General features: G+C 65.1%; 13 protein-coding genes. 10 read left to right on the top strand and 3 right to left on the bottom strand.

What is annotated here, in order from left to right:
- The first annotated feature begins 15 nt into the window (after positions 1-15).
- Together uvrB and JOE31_RS12465 are read left to right on the top strand one after the other, a co-directional pair.
- Positions 16-2,097, top strand: a complete 2,082-nt coding sequence (uvrB, locus tag JOE31_RS12470) for an excinuclease ABC subunit UvrB (protein WP_209744856.1) — start codon at positions 16-18, stop codon at positions 2,095-2,097.
- A 165-nt stretch (positions 2,098-2,262) separates the two neighbouring features.
- Complete coding sequence (locus JOE31_RS12465; RefSeq protein WP_043429752.1) at positions 2,263-3,291, top strand: TerC family protein; 1,029 nt, start codon at positions 2,263-2,265, stop codon at positions 3,289-3,291.
- Positions 3,292-3,357: 66 nt separating this feature from the next.
- On the opposite strand, the gene JOE31_RS12460 is transcribed toward JOE31_RS12465, so the two are convergent.
- From JOE31_RS12460 to JOE31_RS12450, 3 genes are read right to left on the bottom strand one after another with little or no spacing between them, the layout of a single operon-like run.
- Entirely contained in the window at positions 3,358-4,710 is a 1,353-nt protein-coding gene (locus tag JOE31_RS12460; RefSeq protein ID WP_209748396.1) for an alpha/beta fold hydrolase, read from the bottom strand.
- Between the two features lie 31 nt (positions 4,711-4,741).
- Positions 4,742-5,242 (bottom strand): GNAT family N-acetyltransferase, encoded by a 501-nt coding sequence (locus JOE31_RS12455; protein ID WP_209744854.1) that lies wholly within the window; start codon positions 5,240-5,242, stop codon positions 4,742-4,744.
- 19 nt (positions 5,243-5,261) lie between these two features.
- Entirely contained in the window at positions 5,262-7,808 is a 2,547-nt protein-coding gene (locus tag JOE31_RS12450) for an RNA helicase (protein ID WP_209744852.1), read from the bottom strand.
- 111 nt (positions 7,809-7,919) lie between these two features.
- On the opposite strand from JOE31_RS12450, the gene JOE31_RS12445 reads away from it, so the two are divergent.
- The 8 genes from JOE31_RS12445 to uvrC all read left to right on the top strand — a co-directional run bounded on the left by JOE31_RS12445 (position 7,920) and on the right by uvrC (position 19,237).
- Positions 7,920-8,699, top strand: a complete 780-nt coding sequence (locus tag JOE31_RS12445; protein WP_209744850.1) for a trans-aconitate 2-methyltransferase — start codon at positions 7,920-7,922, stop codon at positions 8,697-8,699.
- A 40-nt stretch (positions 8,700-8,739) separates the two neighbouring features.
- Positions 8,740-10,476 (top strand): ABC transporter ATP-binding protein, encoded by a 1,737-nt coding sequence (locus JOE31_RS12440; RefSeq protein ID WP_209748394.1) that lies wholly within the window; start codon positions 8,740-8,742, stop codon positions 10,474-10,476.
- A 110-nt stretch (positions 10,477-10,586) separates the two neighbouring features.
- Positions 10,587-12,338: an ABC transporter ATP-binding protein gene (locus tag JOE31_RS12435; RefSeq protein WP_245199654.1), complete on the top strand. Its 1,752-nt coding sequence runs from the start codon at positions 10,587-10,589 to the stop codon at positions 12,336-12,338.
- The gene (locus tag JOE31_RS12430) at positions 12,335-12,715 is read left to right on the top strand and encodes a GntR family transcriptional regulator (RefSeq protein WP_209744846.1); all 381 of its coding nucleotides are present in this window, start codon (positions 12,335-12,337) and stop codon (positions 12,713-12,715) included. Before JOE31_RS12435 ends, JOE31_RS12430 begins: the two co-directional genes overlap by 4 nt.
- A gap of 46 nt (positions 12,716-12,761) precedes the next feature.
- Entirely contained in the window at positions 12,762-15,689 is a 2,928-nt protein-coding gene (gene uvrA / locus JOE31_RS12425; RefSeq protein WP_209744843.1) for an excinuclease ABC subunit UvrA, read from the top strand.
- Between the two features lie 111 nt (positions 15,690-15,800).
- Positions 15,801-16,517: an HAD hydrolase-like protein gene (locus tag JOE31_RS12420; protein ID WP_209744840.1), complete on the top strand. Its 717-nt coding sequence runs from the start codon at positions 15,801-15,803 to the stop codon at positions 16,515-16,517.
- A complete protein-coding gene (locus JOE31_RS12415) occupies positions 16,504-17,172 on the top strand; it encodes a 1-acyl-sn-glycerol-3-phosphate acyltransferase (RefSeq protein ID WP_011691927.1) in 669 nt (222 codons plus the stop codon). Before JOE31_RS12420 ends, JOE31_RS12415 begins: the two co-directional genes overlap by 14 nt.
- Positions 17,173-17,227: 55 nt before the next feature.
- The gene (gene uvrC / locus JOE31_RS12410; RefSeq protein WP_209744837.1) at positions 17,228-19,237 is read left to right on the top strand and encodes an excinuclease ABC subunit UvrC; all 2,010 of its coding nucleotides are present in this window, start codon (positions 17,228-17,230) and stop codon (positions 19,235-19,237) included.
- Positions 19,238-19,266 lie beyond the last annotated feature (29 nt).

Raw genomic sequence — 19,266 nt, 5'->3', positions numbered from 1 at the left:
CGGTAGATTAGATTCATGAGTCTTGCCCAGGAAATCAACCGCGTCGTGGCTCCGTTCGAGGTCATCAGCGAGTTCAAGCCGGCAGGCGACCAGCCGGCCGCCATCGCGGAGCTGACGGAGCGCATCAGGAACGGCGAAAAGGACGTGGTGCTGCTTGGCGCCACCGGTACCGGCAAAAGCGCGACGACCGCCTGGCTCATTGAGCAGGTACAGCGCCCAACCCTGGTGATGGTGCAGAACAAGACCCTCGCCGCGCAGCTGGCCAACGAATTCCGGGAACTGCTTCCCAACAACGCCGTCGAATACTTCGTGTCGTACTACGACTACTACCAGCCCGAGGCCTACGTGGCGCAGACGGATACCTTCATCGAGAAGGACTCCTCCGTCAACGAGGAAGTCGAACGGCTCCGGCACTCCGCCACGAACGCACTGCTGACCCGCCGCGACGTGATCGTGGTGGCCACCGTGTCCTGCATCTACGGCCTGGGTACGCCGGAAGAGTACATCGCGGGCATGGTGACGCTCCGCAAGGGGGCGGAGATGAACCGCGACGACCTGCTCCGGAAATTCGTCTCCATGCAGTACACCCGTAATGACATGGACTTCCATCGCGGCACGTTCCGGGTCCGAGGCGACACCGTGGAAATCATCCCGATGTACGAGGAACTGGCCATCCGGATCGAATTCTTCGGTGACGAAATCGAGAACATCCACACCCTGCATCCGCTGACCGGCGAAGTGATCCGGGACGAAGAAGAGATGTACGTTTTCCCGGCCTCGCACTACGTGGCCGGTCCGGAACGCATGAGCCGGGCGATCAAGCGGATCGAAGATGAGCTCGCCGAGCGGCTGCAGGTCCTTGAAAGCCAGAACAAGCTCGTGGAGGCCCAGCGGCTCCGCATGCGCACCACGTACGACCTCGAAATGATGCAGCAGATGGGCTTCTGCAACGGCATCGAGAACTACTCCTCGCACATCGACGGCCGCGCCCGCGGAACCGCGCCGCACTGCCTCCTCGACTACTTCCCTGACGACTTCCTGCTGGTCATCGACGAATCCCACGTCACCGTTCCACAGATCGGCGCCATGTACGAGGGCGACATGTCCCGTAAAAGGAACCTTGTGGACCATGGCTTCCGCCTGCCCTCGGCCATGGACAACCGCCCGCTCAAGTGGGACGAATTCCAGGAGCGCGTGGGCCAGACGGTCTATCTTTCGGCCACCCCCGGCAAGTATGAACTCGGCAAGTCCGACGGTTTCGTGCAGCAGATCATCCGGCCCACCGGCCTGATCGACCCCGAAGTCGTCGTCAAACCCACCAAGGGCCAGATCGACGACCTGCTGGGCGAGATCAAGACCCGCACGGCGAAGAACGAACGCGTCCTGGTCACCACCCTCACCAAACGGATGGCCGAGGACCTCACCGACTACCTGCTGGGGCACGGCGTGAAGGTGGAATACCTGCACTCCGACGTGGACACGCTCCGCCGCGTGGAACTCCTCCGCGAACTCCGCATGGGTGTGTTCGACGTCCTGGTGGGCATCAACCTGCTCCGTGAGGGCCTGGACCTGCCCGAGGTCTCTCTCGTGAGCATCCTGGACGCGGACAAGGAAGGCTTCCTGCGCTCCTCCACGTCACTGATCCAGACCATCGGACGCGCAGCCCGTAACGTCTCGGGACAGGTGCACATGTACGCTGACCGCATCACCGACTCCATGGCGCACGCCATCGACGAAACCAACCGCCGCCGCGCCATCCAGGTGGCCTACAACACGGAAAACGGCATCGACCCGCAGCCGCTGCGGAAGAAGATCGCAGACATCACCGACCAGCTCGCCAAGGAGGACGCCGACACGCGCGAACTGCTCGCCGCCTCCGGGAAGACCCGGGGCAAGGGCAAGGGTGCGTCCACAGTGCGGGCGGACGGTCTGGCAGCCGCGCCGGCGGAGGACCTTGTGGGACTCATCGAGCAGTTGACGGAACAGATGCACGCCGCGGCCGGCGAACTCCAGTTCGAACTCGCGGCCCGGCTGCGGGATGAAGTGGGGGAGTTGAAGAAGGAACTGCGGCAGATGCAGGCAGCGGGCCACGCCTAGGGTAAAGTTGTTCTCACGTAGGGGAGTATCCCAAGCGCTACGATCGTCAACACGCACGGCATAGATGCCCTGCCGGGCGTAGCGGGCTGCCGATTCAGCACCAAGTGCACAGGCAAAGCCGGAGAGACTTACAACGCATCTCTGTACCCTGCGAAAGGCATCCCTGTGCTCGATTTACCCGTTTGGTTTGAGGTCGGCTCATTCGTCGTCCTCGGCCTTATCCTCGCTTTCGACCTCCTCCTGGTGCTGCGCCGCCCGCACGAGCCTTCCATGAAGGAAGCCGGCCTGTGGGTCACGTTCTATGTGGCCCTGGCCCTGGTGTTTGCGGGTGCGATGTTTGCCTTCACAGGCCCGGAGTTTGGCGGGCAGTTCGTTGCCGGCTGGGTGACGGAGTACAGCCTCAGCATCGACAACCTCTTTGTGTTCATCATCATCATGGCGCGCTTCTCGGTGCCCCGTAAGTACCAGCAGGAAGTGTTGATGGTGGGCATCATCATCGCGCTGATCCTCCGCGGCATCTTCATCCTGCTCGGCGCCATCGTCATCGAGCAGTTCAGCTGGGTCTTCTACATCTTCGGCGCCTTCCTGCTCTGGACCGCGTGGAAGCAGGCCCAGGACGAGGGTGAAGACGAAGAGGACAAGGAAAACCCGCTGATCGCGAAGCTCCGCAAGGTGATTCCGATGTCGGAGAAGTTCGACGGCGGCAAGCTGCGCACCACGGTTGACGGCAAGAAGGTCTTCACCCCGATGCTGATCGTCTTCGTCACGATCGGGCTCACCGACCTGCTCTTCGCTGTTGACTCCATCCCGGCGATCTTCGGCCTGACACAGAGTCCGTTCATCGTCTTCACCGCCAACCTTTTCGCCCTGATGGGCCTGCGCCAGCTGTACTTCCTGCTGGGCGGCCTGATGAACCGCCTGATCTACCTGAAGCACGCGCTGTCCTTCATCCTGGCGTTCATTGGCGTCAAGCTGGTCCTCCACGCGATGCACGTCAACGAGCTCCCGTTCATCAATGGAGGCAAGCACATCGAGTGGGCCCCTGAGATCCCCACGTTCGTGTCCCTTGCCGTCATCGTGGGCACCATCATCGTCGCCGTGATTGCCAGCCTGGTGAGCTCCAAGGCCGCACAGGCGAAGGTGGACGCGCGCCTCGAAGAGGACGCCCGCAAGAGCATGAGCGACGCCGACTAGGCTCCCGTACTGCACAGACAACCCCGGCCACATGGGTGGCCGGGGTTGTCTGCTTTCCGGATCGGCTCAGTTGCGGACTGAGCGCACCATTCCCAGCAGCCGCCCGAAGATGCCTTCGCCGTCGTCCGCGATGCCGTCGTGGTGGAAGTCCGCGGTCTCCCAGACCTGGAGCCCGCGGACGGCCGAAGCCGTTTCAAGCGAGAGGTCCCGGTCAACGTAGATGTCCTCGCTGTACACGGCGGCGGCAACGGGAACGGTGTTCGCTCCCAGCCGCTCCAGGTCATACAGCGGCTTCCAGTCGGACTTCTCGGCCAGCAGTTGGGCCACACTGCGCAGGGGCCGGAGCGCGGCGTCCTGTTCGAAGTACCAGGGATAAACCATTTCCCCGGTCAGCAGCGGCTCGGCGGCGTCCGGGCGGAATTCGGGAAAGTCCTGGAGTACTCGCAACGCAGCCCAGTCCGTGGCTTCCTCCTGGCCGTAGATGGACTCGTGCATGAGCGCATACAGCGGGTTGCCGGCGCGGGTGACGATTCCGCGTACCTGCTCCAGGAACGCGTCCGAGAGGCGGTCGCCGCCGGGCGTGGCCACGAAGGCGTCCTCGAGCAGATGGTGCAGGGTGTCCACGCGGGTATTTCCGCCAAGGAACGAGCCCACCATCTGGAAGCGCTCTACGGTGAGCCGCTCGCCGTCGGGCAGGTGCTCCTCCGTTTCGCGGAGGTGCCGGGCAATGCGGGTGACCGCGGCGCGGTCCTCGGGGTAGGACTTGAAGTATTCGGCGTTGCGGGCGGCGACGCGGCGGTAGGTGGCCTGGTATACGCGGTCCGCAGGGCCGTGCAGCGGAGCCAGGCCGCCGGTGATGAGCGCCCCGCGCAGGCCTTCCGGTGCGAAGGAGAGGTAGCTGAGGGCGCAGAAGCCGCCATAACTCTGCCCGTAAATGGTCCACGGTGCAGACCCGAGGGCACGACGGATCGCTTCCGCGTCAGCAACGATCGAGTCTGCCCGAAAGTGCGTCAGGTATCCCAGCTGGTCCGTTTCGTTTCCCCGAAGCGGGAGCGTGTTGCGGTCGATTGGAGTGGACAGCCCCGTGCCGCGCTGGTCCAGCATGAGGATGCGGAAGTCCCTGGCGGCGGCCTTGCTCCAGCCGCCCAGGGAGGGGAAACGGTTGCCGCGCCCGCCGGGACCGCCCTGCAGGTACAACAGCCACGGCAGCCTGGCGGCATCTTCCTCGCTGTGGTCGGCGGAGACGTACTCGCGCGCAAAAACGGTGATGGTTTCCCCGGCGCCGCCGCCGAAATGATCCAGCGGCACCTCGAAATAGTGCTCGGCCGTGCGCATCCCGCGGTACTCGTGGCGCGCCTTGACGGTGTGCGGGACGGCGGCGGGAACCTTGGCGGCGGCATCCGCCGCGGCCTCCAGCATTCCCACGGCGGAGAGCCCTGTCATCGGAAGATCAGCCAAGGACCTGCGCCTCGCGGGACGTCCCGAACGATTCGAGGGCTTCCCCCGTCAGCCGGAAAGTGGACCACTCCGCCATGGGAAACGCGCCCAGCTTCTTGTAGAAGTTGATGGACGGTTCGTTCCAGTCCAGGACGCTCCACTCAACGCGCGCATAACCGCGTTCGACGGCGGTGGCCGCCAGATGCTGGAGCAGCGCCTTGCCGTGGCCTTCGCCGCGGGCATCCGGAGTCACGTAAAGGTCCTCCAGGTAGATGCCGTGGACGCCTTCCCAGGTGGAGTAGTTCAGGAACCAGAGCGCGAAGCCCCGGACGTCGCCGGATTCGTTCTCCGCCATCGCAGCGTACACCCGCGGGCTTTCGCCGAAGAGGACCCCGGCTAGCATTTCCGGGGTATTCCGGACAGCGTGGGGCTCCTTCTCGTAGATAGCCAGTTCGTGGATCATCTGCAGGATGACGGGGACGTCTTCAACGGTTGCGGGCCGGATTACACTCATTATTCGAGTTTACTAGCGACTACAGCCGGTTCACGTCGGTCACCCGGACCACTGCCGTGCCGGTTTCGTCGGACGCAGCCAGGTCCACCTCCGCCGAGATGCCCCAGTCGTGGTTCCGGGCGGGATCGTCGAAGATCTGCCGCACTTTCCAGATCCCGGGTTCCTCGTTGATGATCAGCAGGCCCGGTCCGCGGGCGTCCGGCCCGGTGCCGATGTCGTTGTGTTCGTCGAAGTAGTCGTCCAGGACGTCCTCCCAGCGCTCGGCATCCCAGCCGGCGGCGCCGTCGAGCTCACCGAGCTCGGTGGCCGCCTCATCGGCGAAGAGCTCCACGCGCCGGAACATCTCGTTCCGGACCATGACCCGGAAGGCCCTGATGTTGGACGTCAGTGACGGCGGGGGAGGCGGGGGAGCGTCATGCGGAGTCGGGGCGGCGCCGGAGGTCAGCTCCTCCCATTCGTCCAGGAGGCTGGAATCGACCTGGCGGACCAGCTCGCCCAGCCACGCAATCAGGTCTTCGAGGTCTTCGCGCAGGGCGTCCTGCGGCACCGTCTGCCGCAGTGCCTTGAAACCGTCGGCGAGGTACCGCAGCACAATGCCTTCGGAGCGGGCCAGCCCATAGAACTGGACGAATTCGCCGAAGTTCATCGCCCGTTCGTACATGTCCCGGACCACCGATTTGGGGGCGAGTTCGAAGTCGCCCACCCACGGCGCGGCCTTGCGATAGACATCGAAGGCCTCGCCAAGGATTTCCGCGAGCGGCTGCGGGTAGGTGACGTCCTCCAGCATGGCCATGCGCTGGTCGTACTCAATGCCGTCGGCCTTCATGGCGGCGATGGCTTCGCCGCGGGCCTTCTTCTGCTGGGCCGAGAGGATCTGCCGGGGCTTCTCCAGCGTGGACTCGATGACGGACACCACATCAAGGGCGTACGACGGCGACTCCGGATCGAGGAGTTCCAGCGCCGCCAGCGCGAACGGCGAGAGCGGCTGGTTCAGCGCGAAGTTGGCCTGCAGGTGGACCGTGAGCCGGACGGTCCTGCCGTCGGGGCCCTGTTCCTCGGGCGGAATCCGCTCCACAACTCCCGCGGCCAGCAGCTCCCGGTAGATGCCCAGTGCCTTCTTCATCAGCTGCAGCTGTGAACTGCGGGGTTCGTGGTTTTCGGTGAGCAGGCGGCGGGCGGCCTTGAACGGGTCACCGGGGCGTTCCATCAGGTTCATCAGCATGGCGTGCGTCACGGTGAAGCTCGACGTCAGCGGGTCCGGGACGGAGCTCACCAGCCGGTTATAGGTCGGTTCGCCCCACGAGACGAAGCCCTCCGGCGGCTTGCGCTTGACCACCTGGCGGAGCTTCTTCTGGTCGTCGCCGAACTTGGCGGTGGCCTTGGCCATCGCCTTGACGTTCTCGATCACATGTTCGGGGGCCTGCACCACCACGGTGCCGGCGGTGTCGTAGCCGGCCCGGCCCGCGCGGCCCGCAATCTGGTGGAACTCGCGCGAGTTCAGCAGCCGGGTGCGTACGCCGTCGTACTTGCTCAGTGCGGTGAGCAGGACGGTGCGGATGGGCACGTTGATCCCAACGCCCAGTGTGTCGGTGCCGCAGATGACCTTGAGCAGGCCGGCCTGCGCCAGCTGCTCCACCAGCCGCCGGTACTTCGGCAGCATGCCGGCGTGGTGGACGCCGATGCCGTGCCGCACCAGGCGGTTGAGGGTCTTGCCGAACCCGGCCGCAAAACGGAAGCCGGCTATTAGCTCAGCGATCTTGTCCTTCTCCTCGCGGGTGCAGACGTTGATGCTCATCAGGTTCTGCGCCCGGTCTATTGCCTCAAGTTGGCTGAAGTGGACCACATAGACGGGCACCTGTTTGGTGGACAGCAGCTCCTCGAGGGTCTCGTGCACCGGAGTCTGCTCGTAGTAGTAGTGCAGCGGAATCGGACGCTCAGCGGAACTGACGGTCGTCGTCGGGCGCCCCGTCAGTTCCGTGAGGCCGGCCTCGAAGCGGCTGACATCACCGAGCGTGGCGGACATCAGCAGGAACTGCGCCTGCGGGAGCTCCAGCAGCGGTACTTGCCAGGCCCAGCCGCGCTGGGGGTCGGAGTAAAAGTGGAACTCGTCCATGATCACTGCGCCGAGGTCCGCTCCGGCACCCTCGCGAAGGGCGATGTTGGCCAGGATTTCCGCGGTGCAGCAGATGATGGGCGCGTCCTGGTTGACGCCCGAGTCGCCGGTAATCATGCCCACGTTTTCGGCGCCGAAGATGTCGCACAGGGCGAAGAATTTCTCCGAGACGAGGGCCTTGATGGGTGCCGTGTAGTAGCTGCGGTCCCCGCGTGCCATGGCCTGGAAGTGCGCGGCGATTGCCACCAGGGACTTGCCGGAGCCGGTGGGTGTAGCCAGAATGACGTTGTCCCCGGACGCCAGCTCCATAATGGCTTCGTCCTGTGCGGCGTAGAGGGACAACCCGCGGCTTTCCGTCCATTCGACGAAGCGGGTGTAGAGCTCGTCCGGATCGTGGTCCGTCCCGCTGGACGTGCGTTCGGCCGGGACAGGGAGCTGCTCAACGAGTTTCATTGCTTTCAAGCTTAGTGCCCGCCGCCAATGGGTGGTTCCTCCTTGGTCGCGGGGCCGGGCCGGGCTAGGCTCGGCCTACGGCAACAGCACGAGCCATTGGAGGGGGCGTCTTTGAAGTGGGATCCTGCGAAGTACGTGGAGTTCGGCAACCACCGCGACAGGCCATATTTTGACCTCACTGCGCGGGTCCACGCTGAGAGTCCCCGCAACGTTGTGGACCTCGGCTGCGGTCCGGGCAACCTGACCGCCACCCTGGCTGAGCGCTGGCCCGATGCCCGGGTGGTGGGAGTCGATTCGTCCGCAGAGATGCTTCTCAAGGCAGCGGAGCACTCGGCGCAGACGGCCAACCTGTCCTTCACGCTGCAGGACATCACCGACTGGATGCCGTCGGAGCGCACCGACGTGGTGGTTTCCAACGCGGCGCTGCAATGGGTCCCCGGCCATCCCGCCCTGCTGGCCGGCTGGCTGGAGGCGCTCACCCCCGGTGCGTGGTTTGCCCTTCAGGTGCCCGGGAATTTCAGGTCACCCTCCCATGTGCTCATGCGGCAGCTCGCGGAGTCCGGCCGCTGGAAGGACACGCTCGACGGCGTGCTGCGCCACGACGACGCCGTCGCTGAACCGGCCGAGTACCTGAACATCATGCTCGACGCCGGCTGCGACGCGGATGCGTGGGAAACCACCTACCAGCAGGTGCTCCACGGGCCGGATCCGGTGCTGGAGTGGGTCAGGGGAGCCGGACTGCGGCCGGTGCTGGCGGCGCTCCCGCCCGAAGAGGCGGCTGAATTCGAAGCGGAGTACTCCGCGAGGCTGCGGGATGCCTATCCGGCCACGGCCCACGGCACAGTGTTCCCGTTCCGAAGGATCTTCGCAGTCGCGCGGAAACGGGGCTGAATATGGCGCCACGGCGGGAGGGGGTGCGGTGCTCCGGGGCATGATGATGCGGTTGCTCGCCGCGCATAAGCCTGCCGTTTTGGCCATCGTAGTGCTGCAGTTCGTCCAGACCACGGCCAACCTCTTCCTGCCCACGCTCAATGCCTCCGTTATCGACGATGGAATCGTCAAGGGAAACACGGACCTAATCCTCCGGCTGGGCGGGTGGATGGCCGCGATTGCCGCCGTCCAGGTTGCCGCCGCCCTGGCTGCCGGGTACTTCAGTGCGAACGTGGCCATGAAGCTTGGCCGCCAGCTGCGCCAGGAGCTCTTCGCCAAAGTCCAGTCGCTGTCCTCCCAGGAAGTGGGGACGTTCGGCGTGACCAGCCTGGTGACCCGGGCCACCAATGATGTCCAGCAGATCCAGGCGCTGGCCGTGCTGGTCTTTACCATGCTGGTGGCGGCACCCGCCATGGGCATCGGCGGCATTGTCCTGGCCCTCAACCAGGATGTGGTCCTCTCCGGCATTGTGGTGGCCATCGTGCCCCTGCTCGTTCTCATCATGTACGTGATCGTCCGCCGCCTGGTGCCCCTGTACCGGCAGGGCCAGGTACTAATCGACCGGATCAGCCGCGTGCTGCGCGAGCAGATCATCGGAGCCAACGTGATCCGCGCGTTCGTCCGCCAGGCACACGAGGCGCGCCGCTTCGCCGTCGTAAACCGCGAACTGACCCGCAATAACCTGCAGTCTGCCCTGCTGGTGGCAGGGATGCTCCCGCTGATCATGATTGTGGTTAATTTGTCCTCAGTTGCGGTGGTGTGGTTCGGCGGCCACAGGATCCAGGCCGGGGAGATGCAGCTTGGCTCGCTGACAGCTTTCATCGCCTACATCCTGCAGATCCTCATCGCCATCATGATGGCCATGTACGTGCTGATGACGGCTCCCCGGGCCGCGGTCTGCGCCGAACGGATCCAGGCCGTATTGGACACCCGCCCCGCCATCGCAGACCCGCTGATCTCGCGGTCAGGGCTGCCCCCGGGCCGGCGCACGCCGGGCGGCACGGTGGAATTCCGCGACGTCAGCTTCGCCTATCCCGGGGCGGAAGCACCCGTGCTGGACGGCATCAGCTTCACCGCTTTGCCGGGGACCACTACCGCCATCATCGGTTCAACGGGAAGCGGCAAGTCAACGCTGCTCAACCTGCTGCCACGGTTCCTGGACGCCACGGCCGGTGAGGTACTGATCGGCGGCCACAACGTGCGTTCACTTCCGCTGCACTTCCTGCGGGACAGTCTGTCGCTGGTGCCCCAGCGCGCCTACCTTTTTTCCGGCACCGTGGCAGAGAACCTGCGCATGGCCGCCCCTGACGCGAGCGACGAGGACATCCTCCGGGCGCTCCGTGCCGCCCAGGCGGAGGACTTCGTGCGTGAACTGCCGCATGGTCTCCACAGCGCCGTGAGCCAGGGCGGAACGAACTTTTCCGGCGGACAGCGCCAGCGGCTGTGCATTGCCCGCGCGCTGCTCCGGGACGCTCCGGTATACCTTTTTGACGACAGCTTCTCCGCCTTGGACTATGCAACCGACGCCCGCCTCCGCCAGGCGCTCGCGCCGCTCACCCGCCGGTCCACGGTGATCATCGTGGCCGAGCGCATCGCCACCATCCTCGACGCGGGCCTGATCCTGGTGCTGGACCAGGGCAGGCTGGTAGCGCAGGGCACACACACCGAACTCATGCGCACGTCGACGGTGTACCAGGAGATCGCTGCCTCGCAGTTCGCGCTGGGTGGCAGGCTGTGACCGCGTCCCGTACAACGACGACGGCGGACAACGCCGCAGGCAGCGCCGGGGGTGGCGCTTGGGTCACCGGCAGGCGGCTCCTGCGGCTGCTGCGTCCCGTCACCTGGCGCATGCTCGCCGCCGTGGCGGCCACGTGCGCCTTTGTGGCGCTTAACGTGTCGGCGCCCAAACTGTTGGGCGACGCCACCGACGTCGTGGTTGAAGGTGTTTTTGGAGGGACTTTCAACGAACAGAAGCTGGCTTCCTTGCTTCTCATCGTGGCAGTGATGTACATCGGCGCCTCGGCCTTCAGCTGGGTGCAGGGAGCTGTCACGGCCACGGCGGTCCAACGCGTGAGCTACCGGCTGCGGGCCGCGGTGGAGGACAAACTGGCCAGGCTGCCGTCCGCGCATTTCGACGAGCAGCGCCGCGGCGACGTCCTGAGCCGGGCAACCAACGACGTCGACAATATTTCGCAGGCCCTGAACCAGTTGCTGAACCAGCTGATCCTGTCGGTGCTGATGCTGCTCGGTGCCCTGTCCATGATGCTGTGGCTTTCGCCGCTACTGGCGGTCATTGCGCTCGTGACCGTGCCGTTTTCCACGGTGGTCACGGTGCTGGTGGCCCGGAAGTCGCAGGCGCATTTTTCCGAGCAATGGAGCACTACAGGCGAACTCAACGCGCATCTTGAGGAGTACATCACGGGCCACGAGGTACTCAAGGCTTTCGGCCGGCAGGGCCTGGCCACCGAAACCTTCACCAACAGCAACGACAGGCTCTTCCGGACCAGCGCCCGCGCCCAGTATGTTTCCGGCGCAGTGCAGCCCCTCCTGGTGTTCGTCTCCAACCTCAATTACATTGCCGTGGCTGTGGTGGGGGCCCTGCAGGTCACGGCCGGGGCCATGACCATCGGCGGGGTCCAGGCGTTCATCCAGTTCAGCAGGCTTTTCAGCCAGCCCATCGGCCAGATTGGCGGTATGGTCACCTTGATCCAGTCCTGCATTGCGTCGGCGGAGCGTGTGTTCGCCCTGCTGGATGCGGCGGAGATTCCGCCGGACAGGGTAGAACCGGACGGGGCGGAACCGGGAGGCGCCCGCCAGCCCGGGGCAGGTGCCAGCGGCGGACGGGTGGTGTTCGACGCCGTCACCTTCGGCTACACCAGCGGGGCTCCGGTGGTCCGGGAACTGTCCTTCACCGCCGAGCCCGGGCAGACCGTGGCCATCGTGGGCCACACCGGAGCCGGCAAGACCACCATGGTGAACCTGCTCATGAGGTTCTACGAGCTGGATAGCGGCCGGATCACCATCGACGGTGCGGACATCGCGGGGCGCTCCCGCGACGAGCTGCGTTCCATGATCGGGATGGTGCTGCAGGACGCCTGGGTTTTCACCGGCTCCATCCGGGAAAACATCGAATACGGCCGTCCCGGCGCGAGCGAGGCCGACGTCGTTGCGGCCGCCGAAGCCTCGCTGGTGGACCACTTCGTGCGGGCCCTCCCCGACGGCTATGCCACCATGCTGGGCAACGACGGCGACACCCTGAGCCAGGGGCAGCGGCAGCTGATCACCATCGCCAGGGCCCACCTCGCCGGCCGGAGCATCCTGGTGCTGGACGAAGCAACGAGTTCCGTGGATACCCGCACGGAGGTGCAGATCCGGCAGGCGATGCAACGGCTGCGCCATGGCCGGACCAGCTTCGTGATTGCCCACCGTTTGTCCACGGTGCGGGACGCTGATCTAATTCTGGTCATGGACCACGGACGAATCGTTGAACAAGGGAACCACCAACAGCTGCTGGCGGCCAACGGCCACTACAGCAGGCTCTACGATGCCCAGTTTGCCGGCGGGCAAGAGTCCCTGCGGTCAGGGGCGTCCGAGCTGTGAGCGGCGCGAATGAGTTCCCGGGGACCTGGAAACCGAACCAGGGCAGTTCGGTACCGCTCTTCGAACAGCTGCGCCTGAACATCATCGAGCGGGCGGACAGCGGGGCCCTCGCTGCTGGTACCCGCCTTCCCGCAGTGCGGAGCCTCGCCACCGCACTGGGCGTCGCACCGCACACCGTCGCCCGGGCGTACAAGGAGCTGGAAGCGGCCGGGGTGGTTGCCACCCGTGGCCGGCACGGCACCGTGATCTGCGCCAGGGACGAGGCCTGGACATCGTTGACCGCAGTGGCGGCGGAATTCGCCGCGGCGGCGAAGGCCCAGGGCGCCAGCTTCGCGGAGGCAGTGCAGCTGCTTGCGGCCGCCTACGACGCGGAATAGGCGCCCGCAATAGAAATTCGAAGAAGTTTTCGATTAGCATTAGTGAGTGCCTAAAGCCGTAGCTGAAGAACCAGCCCTTGATGCCCGCTCCGCCGTCGTCCCCTTAAAACAAGGAAAACCGGCGCGCCCCGACCTTTCCCGCCTCGTGGTGAAGGGGGCACGGGAGCACAACCTGCGGAACGTGGACCTGGACCTGCCGCGCGACTCCATGATCGTTTTCACCGGGCTGTCCGGGTCCGGCAAGTCGTCCCTGGCGTTCGACACCATCTTCGCCGAGGGGCAGCGCCGTTACGTTGAATCCCTCTCTGCGTACGCCCGCCAGTTCCTCGGGCAGGTGGACAAACCGGATGTGGACTTCATCGAGGGCTTGTCCCCGGCTGTTTCGATCGACCAGAAATCCACCAGCAAGAACCCCCGGTCCACCGTGGGCACCATCACGGAGATCTACGACTACATGCGCCTGCTCTGGGCTCGTGTAGGCCGTCCGCATTGCCCCGTCTGTGGCGAGCAAGTGGCCAAGCAGACGCCACAGCAGATCGTCGACCAACTCCTTGAACTGCCGGACGGCACGCGTTTCCAGGTCCTCGCTCCCGTGGTGCGCGGCCGCAAAGGCGAATTCGTCGACCTCTTCAAGGAACTCACGGCCAAGGGCTACTCCCGGGCCCGGGTGGACGGCGACCTCATCCAGCTCAGCGATCCTCCCAAGCTCGGCAAGCAGTTCAAGCACACCATCGAAGTCGTGGTGGACCGGCTCGTGGTCAAGGACGGCATCCGGCAGCGACTGACCGACTCCGTCGAAACGGCACTCGGACTGGCTGAGGGCCGCGTCCTGTCCGAGTTCGTCGACCTCGAAGCCGATGATCCGGAGCGGATCCGGGCGTTCTCCGAGCACCTCGCATGCCCCAACGAACACCCGCTTGCCATCGATGAAATCGAGCCCCGCTCGTTCTCGTTCAACAACCCCTTCGGGGCGTGCTCGGCATGCAGCGGCATCGGCACCAAGCTGGAAGTTGACGAGGAACTCATCATTCCGAACGGGGAGCTTTCCCTGAATGAGGGTGCCATCGCGCCCTGGTCGCTGGGCACGGCCACCAGCGAGTACTGGAACCGGCTGCTGTCCGGGCTGGCGAAAGAGCTCGGCTTTTCAATGAAGACGCCGTGGCAGAAGCTTCCCAAGGACATCCGGCAGACCGTCCTGCACGGCAAGGACCACAAGGTCGTGGTGCAGTACCGCAACCGCTTCGGCCGGGAGCGCAAGTACAGCACCGGCTTCGAGGGCGTCATCCAGTACGTGCACCGCAAGCACCTGGAAACGGATTCGGATTCTGCCCGGGACCGCTACGAGGAATACATGCGGCAGATCCCGTGCCCTGCCTGCAACGGCGCCCGCCTGAACCCGGCCTCGCTGTCCGTGTTGATCAACGGCAAGTCCATTGCCGACGTTGCTGCCATGCCCATGCGTGAATGCGCGCACTTCCTGGACACCCTGGTGCTGACCGGCCGCGAGGCACAGATTGCGCACCAGGTCCTGAAGGAAATCCAGGCGCGCCTGACCTTCCTCCTGGATGTCGGGCTGGAGTACCTGAACCTGGAGCGCCCCTCCGGCACGTTGTCGGGCGGCGAAGCCCAGCGCATCCGGCTGGCAACCCAGATCGGTTCCGGCCTCGTGGGGGTCCTGTACGTCCTGGACGAGCCCTCCATCGGCCTGCACCAGCGGGACAACCGGCGGCTGATCGAAACGCTTACCCGCCTACGCGACCTCGGCAACACCCTCATCGTGGTGGAGCACGACGAAGACACCATCCAGGAAGCCGACTGGGTAGTCGACATCGGGCCCGGAGCCGGTGAACACGGCGGCCAGGTGGTGCACTCCGGCTCCTACAAGGAACTCCTGGAAAACACCGAGTCCCTCACCGGCGATTACCTCTCCGGGCGCAAAAAGATTGAAATCCCGAAGAAGCGCCGCAAGTATGACAAAAAGCGAGAGCTGAAGGTCATCGGCGCAAGGGAAAACAACCTCGTCAACGTGGATGCCGCCTTCCCGCTGGGCCTATTGACGGCGGTCACCGGCGTGAGCGGTTCCGGCAAGTCCACCCTGGTCAACGAAATCCTTTACAAGGTGCTGGCCAACAAGCTCAACGGCGCCAAGCAGGTGGCCGGCCGGCACAAGTCCGTGCAGGGCCTGGAGCACCTGGACAAGGTGGTGCACGTCGACCAGAGCCCCATCGGCCGGACGCCGCGCTCCAACCCCGCCACGTACACAGGCGTGTTCGACAACATCCGCAAGCTCTTCGCCGAGACCACCGAAGCCAAGGTCCGCGGCTACCAGCCCGGGCGGTTCTCGTTCAACGTGAAAGGTGGCCGCTGCGAGGCGTGCTCCGGCGACGGCACGCTGAAGATCGAAATGAACTTCCTGCCGGACGTCTATGTGCCATGCGAGGTCTGCCACGGTGCGCGGTACAACCGGGAAACCCTGGAAGTCCACTACAAGGGCAAGACGATCGCCGACGTCCTGGACATGCCCATCGAGGAGGGCGCGGAGTTCTTTGCCGCCTTCACCCCCATCGCCCGCCACCTCCGCACGCTCGTGGACGTCGGACTGGGCTACGTGCGGCTGGGGCAGCCGGCCACCACGCTGTCCGGCGGTGAAGCCCAGCGCGTCAAGCTGGCCGCGGAACTCCAGAAGCGATCCAACGGACGCAGCATCTATGTCCTGGACGAGCCCACCACCGGGCTGCACTTCGAGGACATCCGCAAGCTGCTCATGGTCCTCCAGGGCCTGGTGGACAAGGGCAATACCGTGATCACCATCGAGCACAACCTCGATGTCATCAAGAGCGCGGACTGGATCGTCGACCTGGGGCCGGACGGCGGTTCCGGCGGCGGCCAGATCATCGCAACCGGAACCCCGGAACAGGTCGCAAAGTCCACCACAAGCTACACGGCGTCCTTCCTGGCGGAGATCCTGGGCTAGCGTCTGCCGGACTGCGACGAATGGCTGGAGCTTGCTGATCCGGCGGGAAGAAGTATTCCTGCCGGGGAATGCGAGTTTCAGCCATTCGCGCACTTGTGGGAAACTAACCCGGTGACCCTTTCAACAGTGCCCGTGATCTTCGACCTGGACGGCACTCTTGTCGACCCGGCAGGGGGGATCACGGACGGAATCTCCGCGGCCCTTACCGAACTCGGCATCGGGGTTCCCGACCCTGCCCTGCTGAACGCGATGATCGGTCCGAAACTCAGCGACTCCCTGCTCAACATCGCGGGAGTTCCGCAGGAGCAGCTGGGCGAGGTCATCCGCCTGTACCGGTCCTACTATCTCGAAACGGGCATCGCCCAGAGCCGCCTGTACCCGGGCATCCGCGAGCTCGTTGAGGAATACGCCGCCGCGGGCCGGCCGATAGCCGTGGCCACACAGAAGCCGGAGGGACTGGCCCGGATCGTGCTGGAACACCACGGCATTGCGTCCTCGTTCCGCTTCATCCGCGGTTCCGCCGCGGACGAAGCCGCGCACGCCCAGGTTCCGCTCGGCAAGACTGAAATTGTTGCCGCCGCCCTGTCCGACCTCCGCACCCAGCACGCCGTCATGGTGGGGGACCGTGCCCAGGATGTGGCCGGTGCCCTGGCCAACGGCCTCGACTGCATCGGCGTCAGCTGGGGATTCGCCCCGGACGGTGAACTCCATGAGGCAGGCGCCATGGCAATCGTGCACACCACCACGGATCTATTGGCCGTCGTGGAAAGCCTTGACGCCGTGCGCGCCGCAGCCCTGAGCGGGGTGAACAACGATGGCATTGTTTGATGCGATCCGCTGGACCACCCGCACGTTGATCTCCGGAACGTGCCGGCCGACCGTCATCGGGCTGGAGAACGTTCCCAAAGAAGGCCCGTTCATCGTCGCGCCCAACCACCTGTCCTTCCTGGACAGCGTTATTGTCCAGGCGCTGATGCCCCGGCCGGTGGCCTTCTTCGCGAAGGCCGAATATTTCACCACCGGGGGCGTCAAGGGGAAGGTGATGAAGTCCTTCTTCGAATCCGTAGGATCCATTCCGGTGGAACGCGGGGAACAGGCTGCCAGCGTGGCGGCCCTCAAGACGCTGCTGGACATCCTCGAGGCCGGAAAAGGCATCGGCATCTATCCGGAGGGCACCCGCTCCCGGGACGGCATCCTCTACCGGGGCCGCACCGGCGTCGGCTGGCTCGCGCTGACCACGGGGGCGCCGGTCATTCCCGTAGGCCTCATCGGGACCGAAAACCTCCAGCCGGCCGGCCAGAACGGCGTGAAGCCGCAGCACTTCACCATGAAGGTCGGCGAGCCGTTGTACTTTGAGAAGACCGGACCGGACCACTCCCTGCCCGCACGCCGCCAAGTGACGGACCGCATCATGGACGCCATTGCGGAGCTCAGCGGCCAGGAGCGATCAACGAGCTACAACCAGAGCAAAGCCGCTGAGTAGGGCGCCCGGGGACCCCCTGTCCGGATGTTCCCTGCAGCGTCAGTAGACTTGAATCGTGGCAGATCCAGCTAGTTACCGACCCCAAACGGGTGAGATTCCAACCAACCCGGGCGTGTACCGTTTCCGGGACCCGCACGGCCGCGTCATCTACGTCGGCAAGGCCAAAAGCCTGCGATCCCGCCTGAATTCGTACTTCGCCAATCCCGGCGGACTGCTGCCCAAGACCTACGCCATGGTCCACGCCGCCAGCAGCGTGGAATGGACCGTCGTCGGAAGCGAACTGGAGTCGCTGCAGCTGGAATACACCTGGATTAAGGAGTTTAAGCCGCGGTTCAACGTCGTCTTCCGCGACGACAAGACCTACCCCTACCTGGCCGTCACTATGGGGGAGAAGTTTCCGCGTGTCCAGGTTCTCCGCGGCGAACGCCGCAAAGGCACCCGCTACTTCGGCCCGTACACGGCCGGGGCCATCCGCGAAACGATGGACACGCTGCTGCGCGTCTTTCCCGTCCGAAGCTGCAGCCCGGGCGTCCTGAAGCGGGCGCAGGCCAGCGGACGGCCCTGCCTGCTTGGTTACATCGACAAATGCGCCGCACCGTGCGTCGGCCGGGTCACGCCGGAGGAGCACCGGGCGCTGGCGGAAGACTTCTGTTCCTTCATGGGCGGTGAAGCCAAGCGCTTCATCGGACGGCTGGAAAAGGATATGGCCGCGGCAGTTGCCGAGCTCGACTACGAGCGGGCCGCCCGCGTCCGGGATGACATCATTGCGCTGCGAAAGGTCTTCGAACGCAACGCCGTGGTGCTGGCGGAAGACACCGACGCGGACGTTTTCGCGCTGCATGAGGATGAGCTGGAGGCCGCCGTCCAGGTCTTCCATGTCCGTGGCGGCCGGGTCCGCGGCCAGCGCGGCTGGGTGGTGGAAAAGGTCGAGGACTTCACCACGCCGGACCTTGTGGAGCACCTGCTCCAGCAGGTCTATGGCGAGGAAGGCGAAACGCAGGGGCGGCTGCCCCGCGAGGTCCTGGTCCCCGAGGAGCCGAGCAACGCTGCCGAGCTTGCCCAGTGGCTTGCCGGCCTGCGGGGTGCAAAAGTGGACATCCGGGTGCCGCGCCGCGGAGACAAGGCAGCACTTATGTCCACGGTCCGGGAAAATGCCGAGCACGCACTCAAGCTGCACAAATCGCGGCGCGCCGGGGACCTGACGAACCGGTCCCTCGCGCTGCAGGAGCTCCAGGAGGCCCTGGACCTGCCTGTCGCGCTGCTCCGTATCGAGTGCTTCGACATTTCCCACGTGCAGGGCACGAATGTGGTGGCGTCCATGGTGGTGGTGGAAGACGGTCTTCCGAAAAAGTCCGACTACCGCAAGTTCTCCATCACCGGCGCCGCCGCCGTGGACGACACAGCTGCCATGCATGATGTCCTCACCCGCCGCTTCCGGAACTATCTGCAGGAGAAGGCCTCCCAGGCGGAAGCGGCGCAGCTTCCCGGACATCAGGCAGCGCTCGAGGCCATGGCGGTGGCCTCCATGCAGGACACCACCACGCCCGCGCCGCGCGCAAAGTTCGCCTACCCGCCCAACCTCGTAGTGGTGGACGGCGGAAAGCCCCAGGTGAACGCCGCTGCGCGCGCCCTGGCGGAACTCGGGATTGATGACGTCTATGTCGTTGGCCTGGCCAAGCGCCTCGAAGAGGTCTGGCTGCCGGACAGCGACTTTCCGGTGATCCTGCCGCGGACGTCCGAGGGCCTCTACCTGCTCCAGCGCATCCGCGACGAAGCCCACCGTTTCGCCATCTCCTTCCACCGGCAGAAGCGCGGAAAGGCCATGACGGTTTCCGCCCTGGACAGCGTTCCCGGCCTGGGGGAGGCCAAGCGCAAAGCGCTGCTTGCGCAGTTCGGCTCGGTTAAGAGCATCCGGACCGCCAGCGCGGCCGAACTAACGACGGCCAAGGGCATCGGCCCATCGCTGGCGGACGCAATCGTCAGTCATTTCAGCAACGGCGCCGCGGCCTCCGATGCGGAAGCGCCGTCAATCAATATGACGACCGGCGAAATCATTGAAACTTAGCTAGGGTAAGGACCTGAAGCGGAACGCGC

This window comes from Arthrobacter sp. PvP023, from assembly GCF_017832975.1.
Taxonomy (GTDB): Bacteria; Actinomycetota; Actinomycetes; order Actinomycetales; family Micrococcaceae; genus Arthrobacter.
The sequence above is the reverse complement of the archived record's forward strand: the minus strand, read 5'-3'. Positions and strand labels throughout refer to the sequence as shown.

What these genes read in the sequence shown, in the direction of transcription:
- JOE31_RS12450 (WP_209744852.1), bottom strand. Translation starts at nt 7,808, where the DNA reads ATGAAACTCGTTGAGCAGCTCCCTGTCCCGGCCGAACGCACGTCCAGC.
- JOE31_RS12460 (WP_209748396.1), bottom strand. Translation starts at nt 4,710, where the DNA reads ATGCTGGAGGCCGCGGCGGATGCCGCCGCCAAGGTTCCCGCCGCCGTC.
- JOE31_RS12455 (WP_209744854.1), bottom strand. Translation starts at nt 5,242, where the DNA reads ATGAGTGTAATCCGGCCCGCAACCGTTGAAGACGTCCCCGTCATCCTG.
- JOE31_RS12435 (WP_245199654.1), top strand. Translation starts at nt 10,587, where the DNA reads ATGCTCGCCGCCGTGGCGGCCACGTGCGCCTTTGTGGCGCTTAACGTG.
- JOE31_RS12440 (WP_209748394.1), top strand. Translation starts at nt 8,740, where the DNA reads ATGATGATGCGGTTGCTCGCCGCGCATAAGCCTGCCGTTTTGGCCATC.
- JOE31_RS12415 (WP_011691927.1), top strand. Translation starts at nt 16,504, where the DNA reads ATGGCATTGTTTGATGCGATCCGCTGGACCACCCGCACGTTGATCTCC.
- uvrB (WP_209744856.1), top strand. Translation starts at nt 16, where the DNA reads ATGAGTCTTGCCCAGGAAATCAACCGCGTCGTGGCTCCGTTCGAGGTC.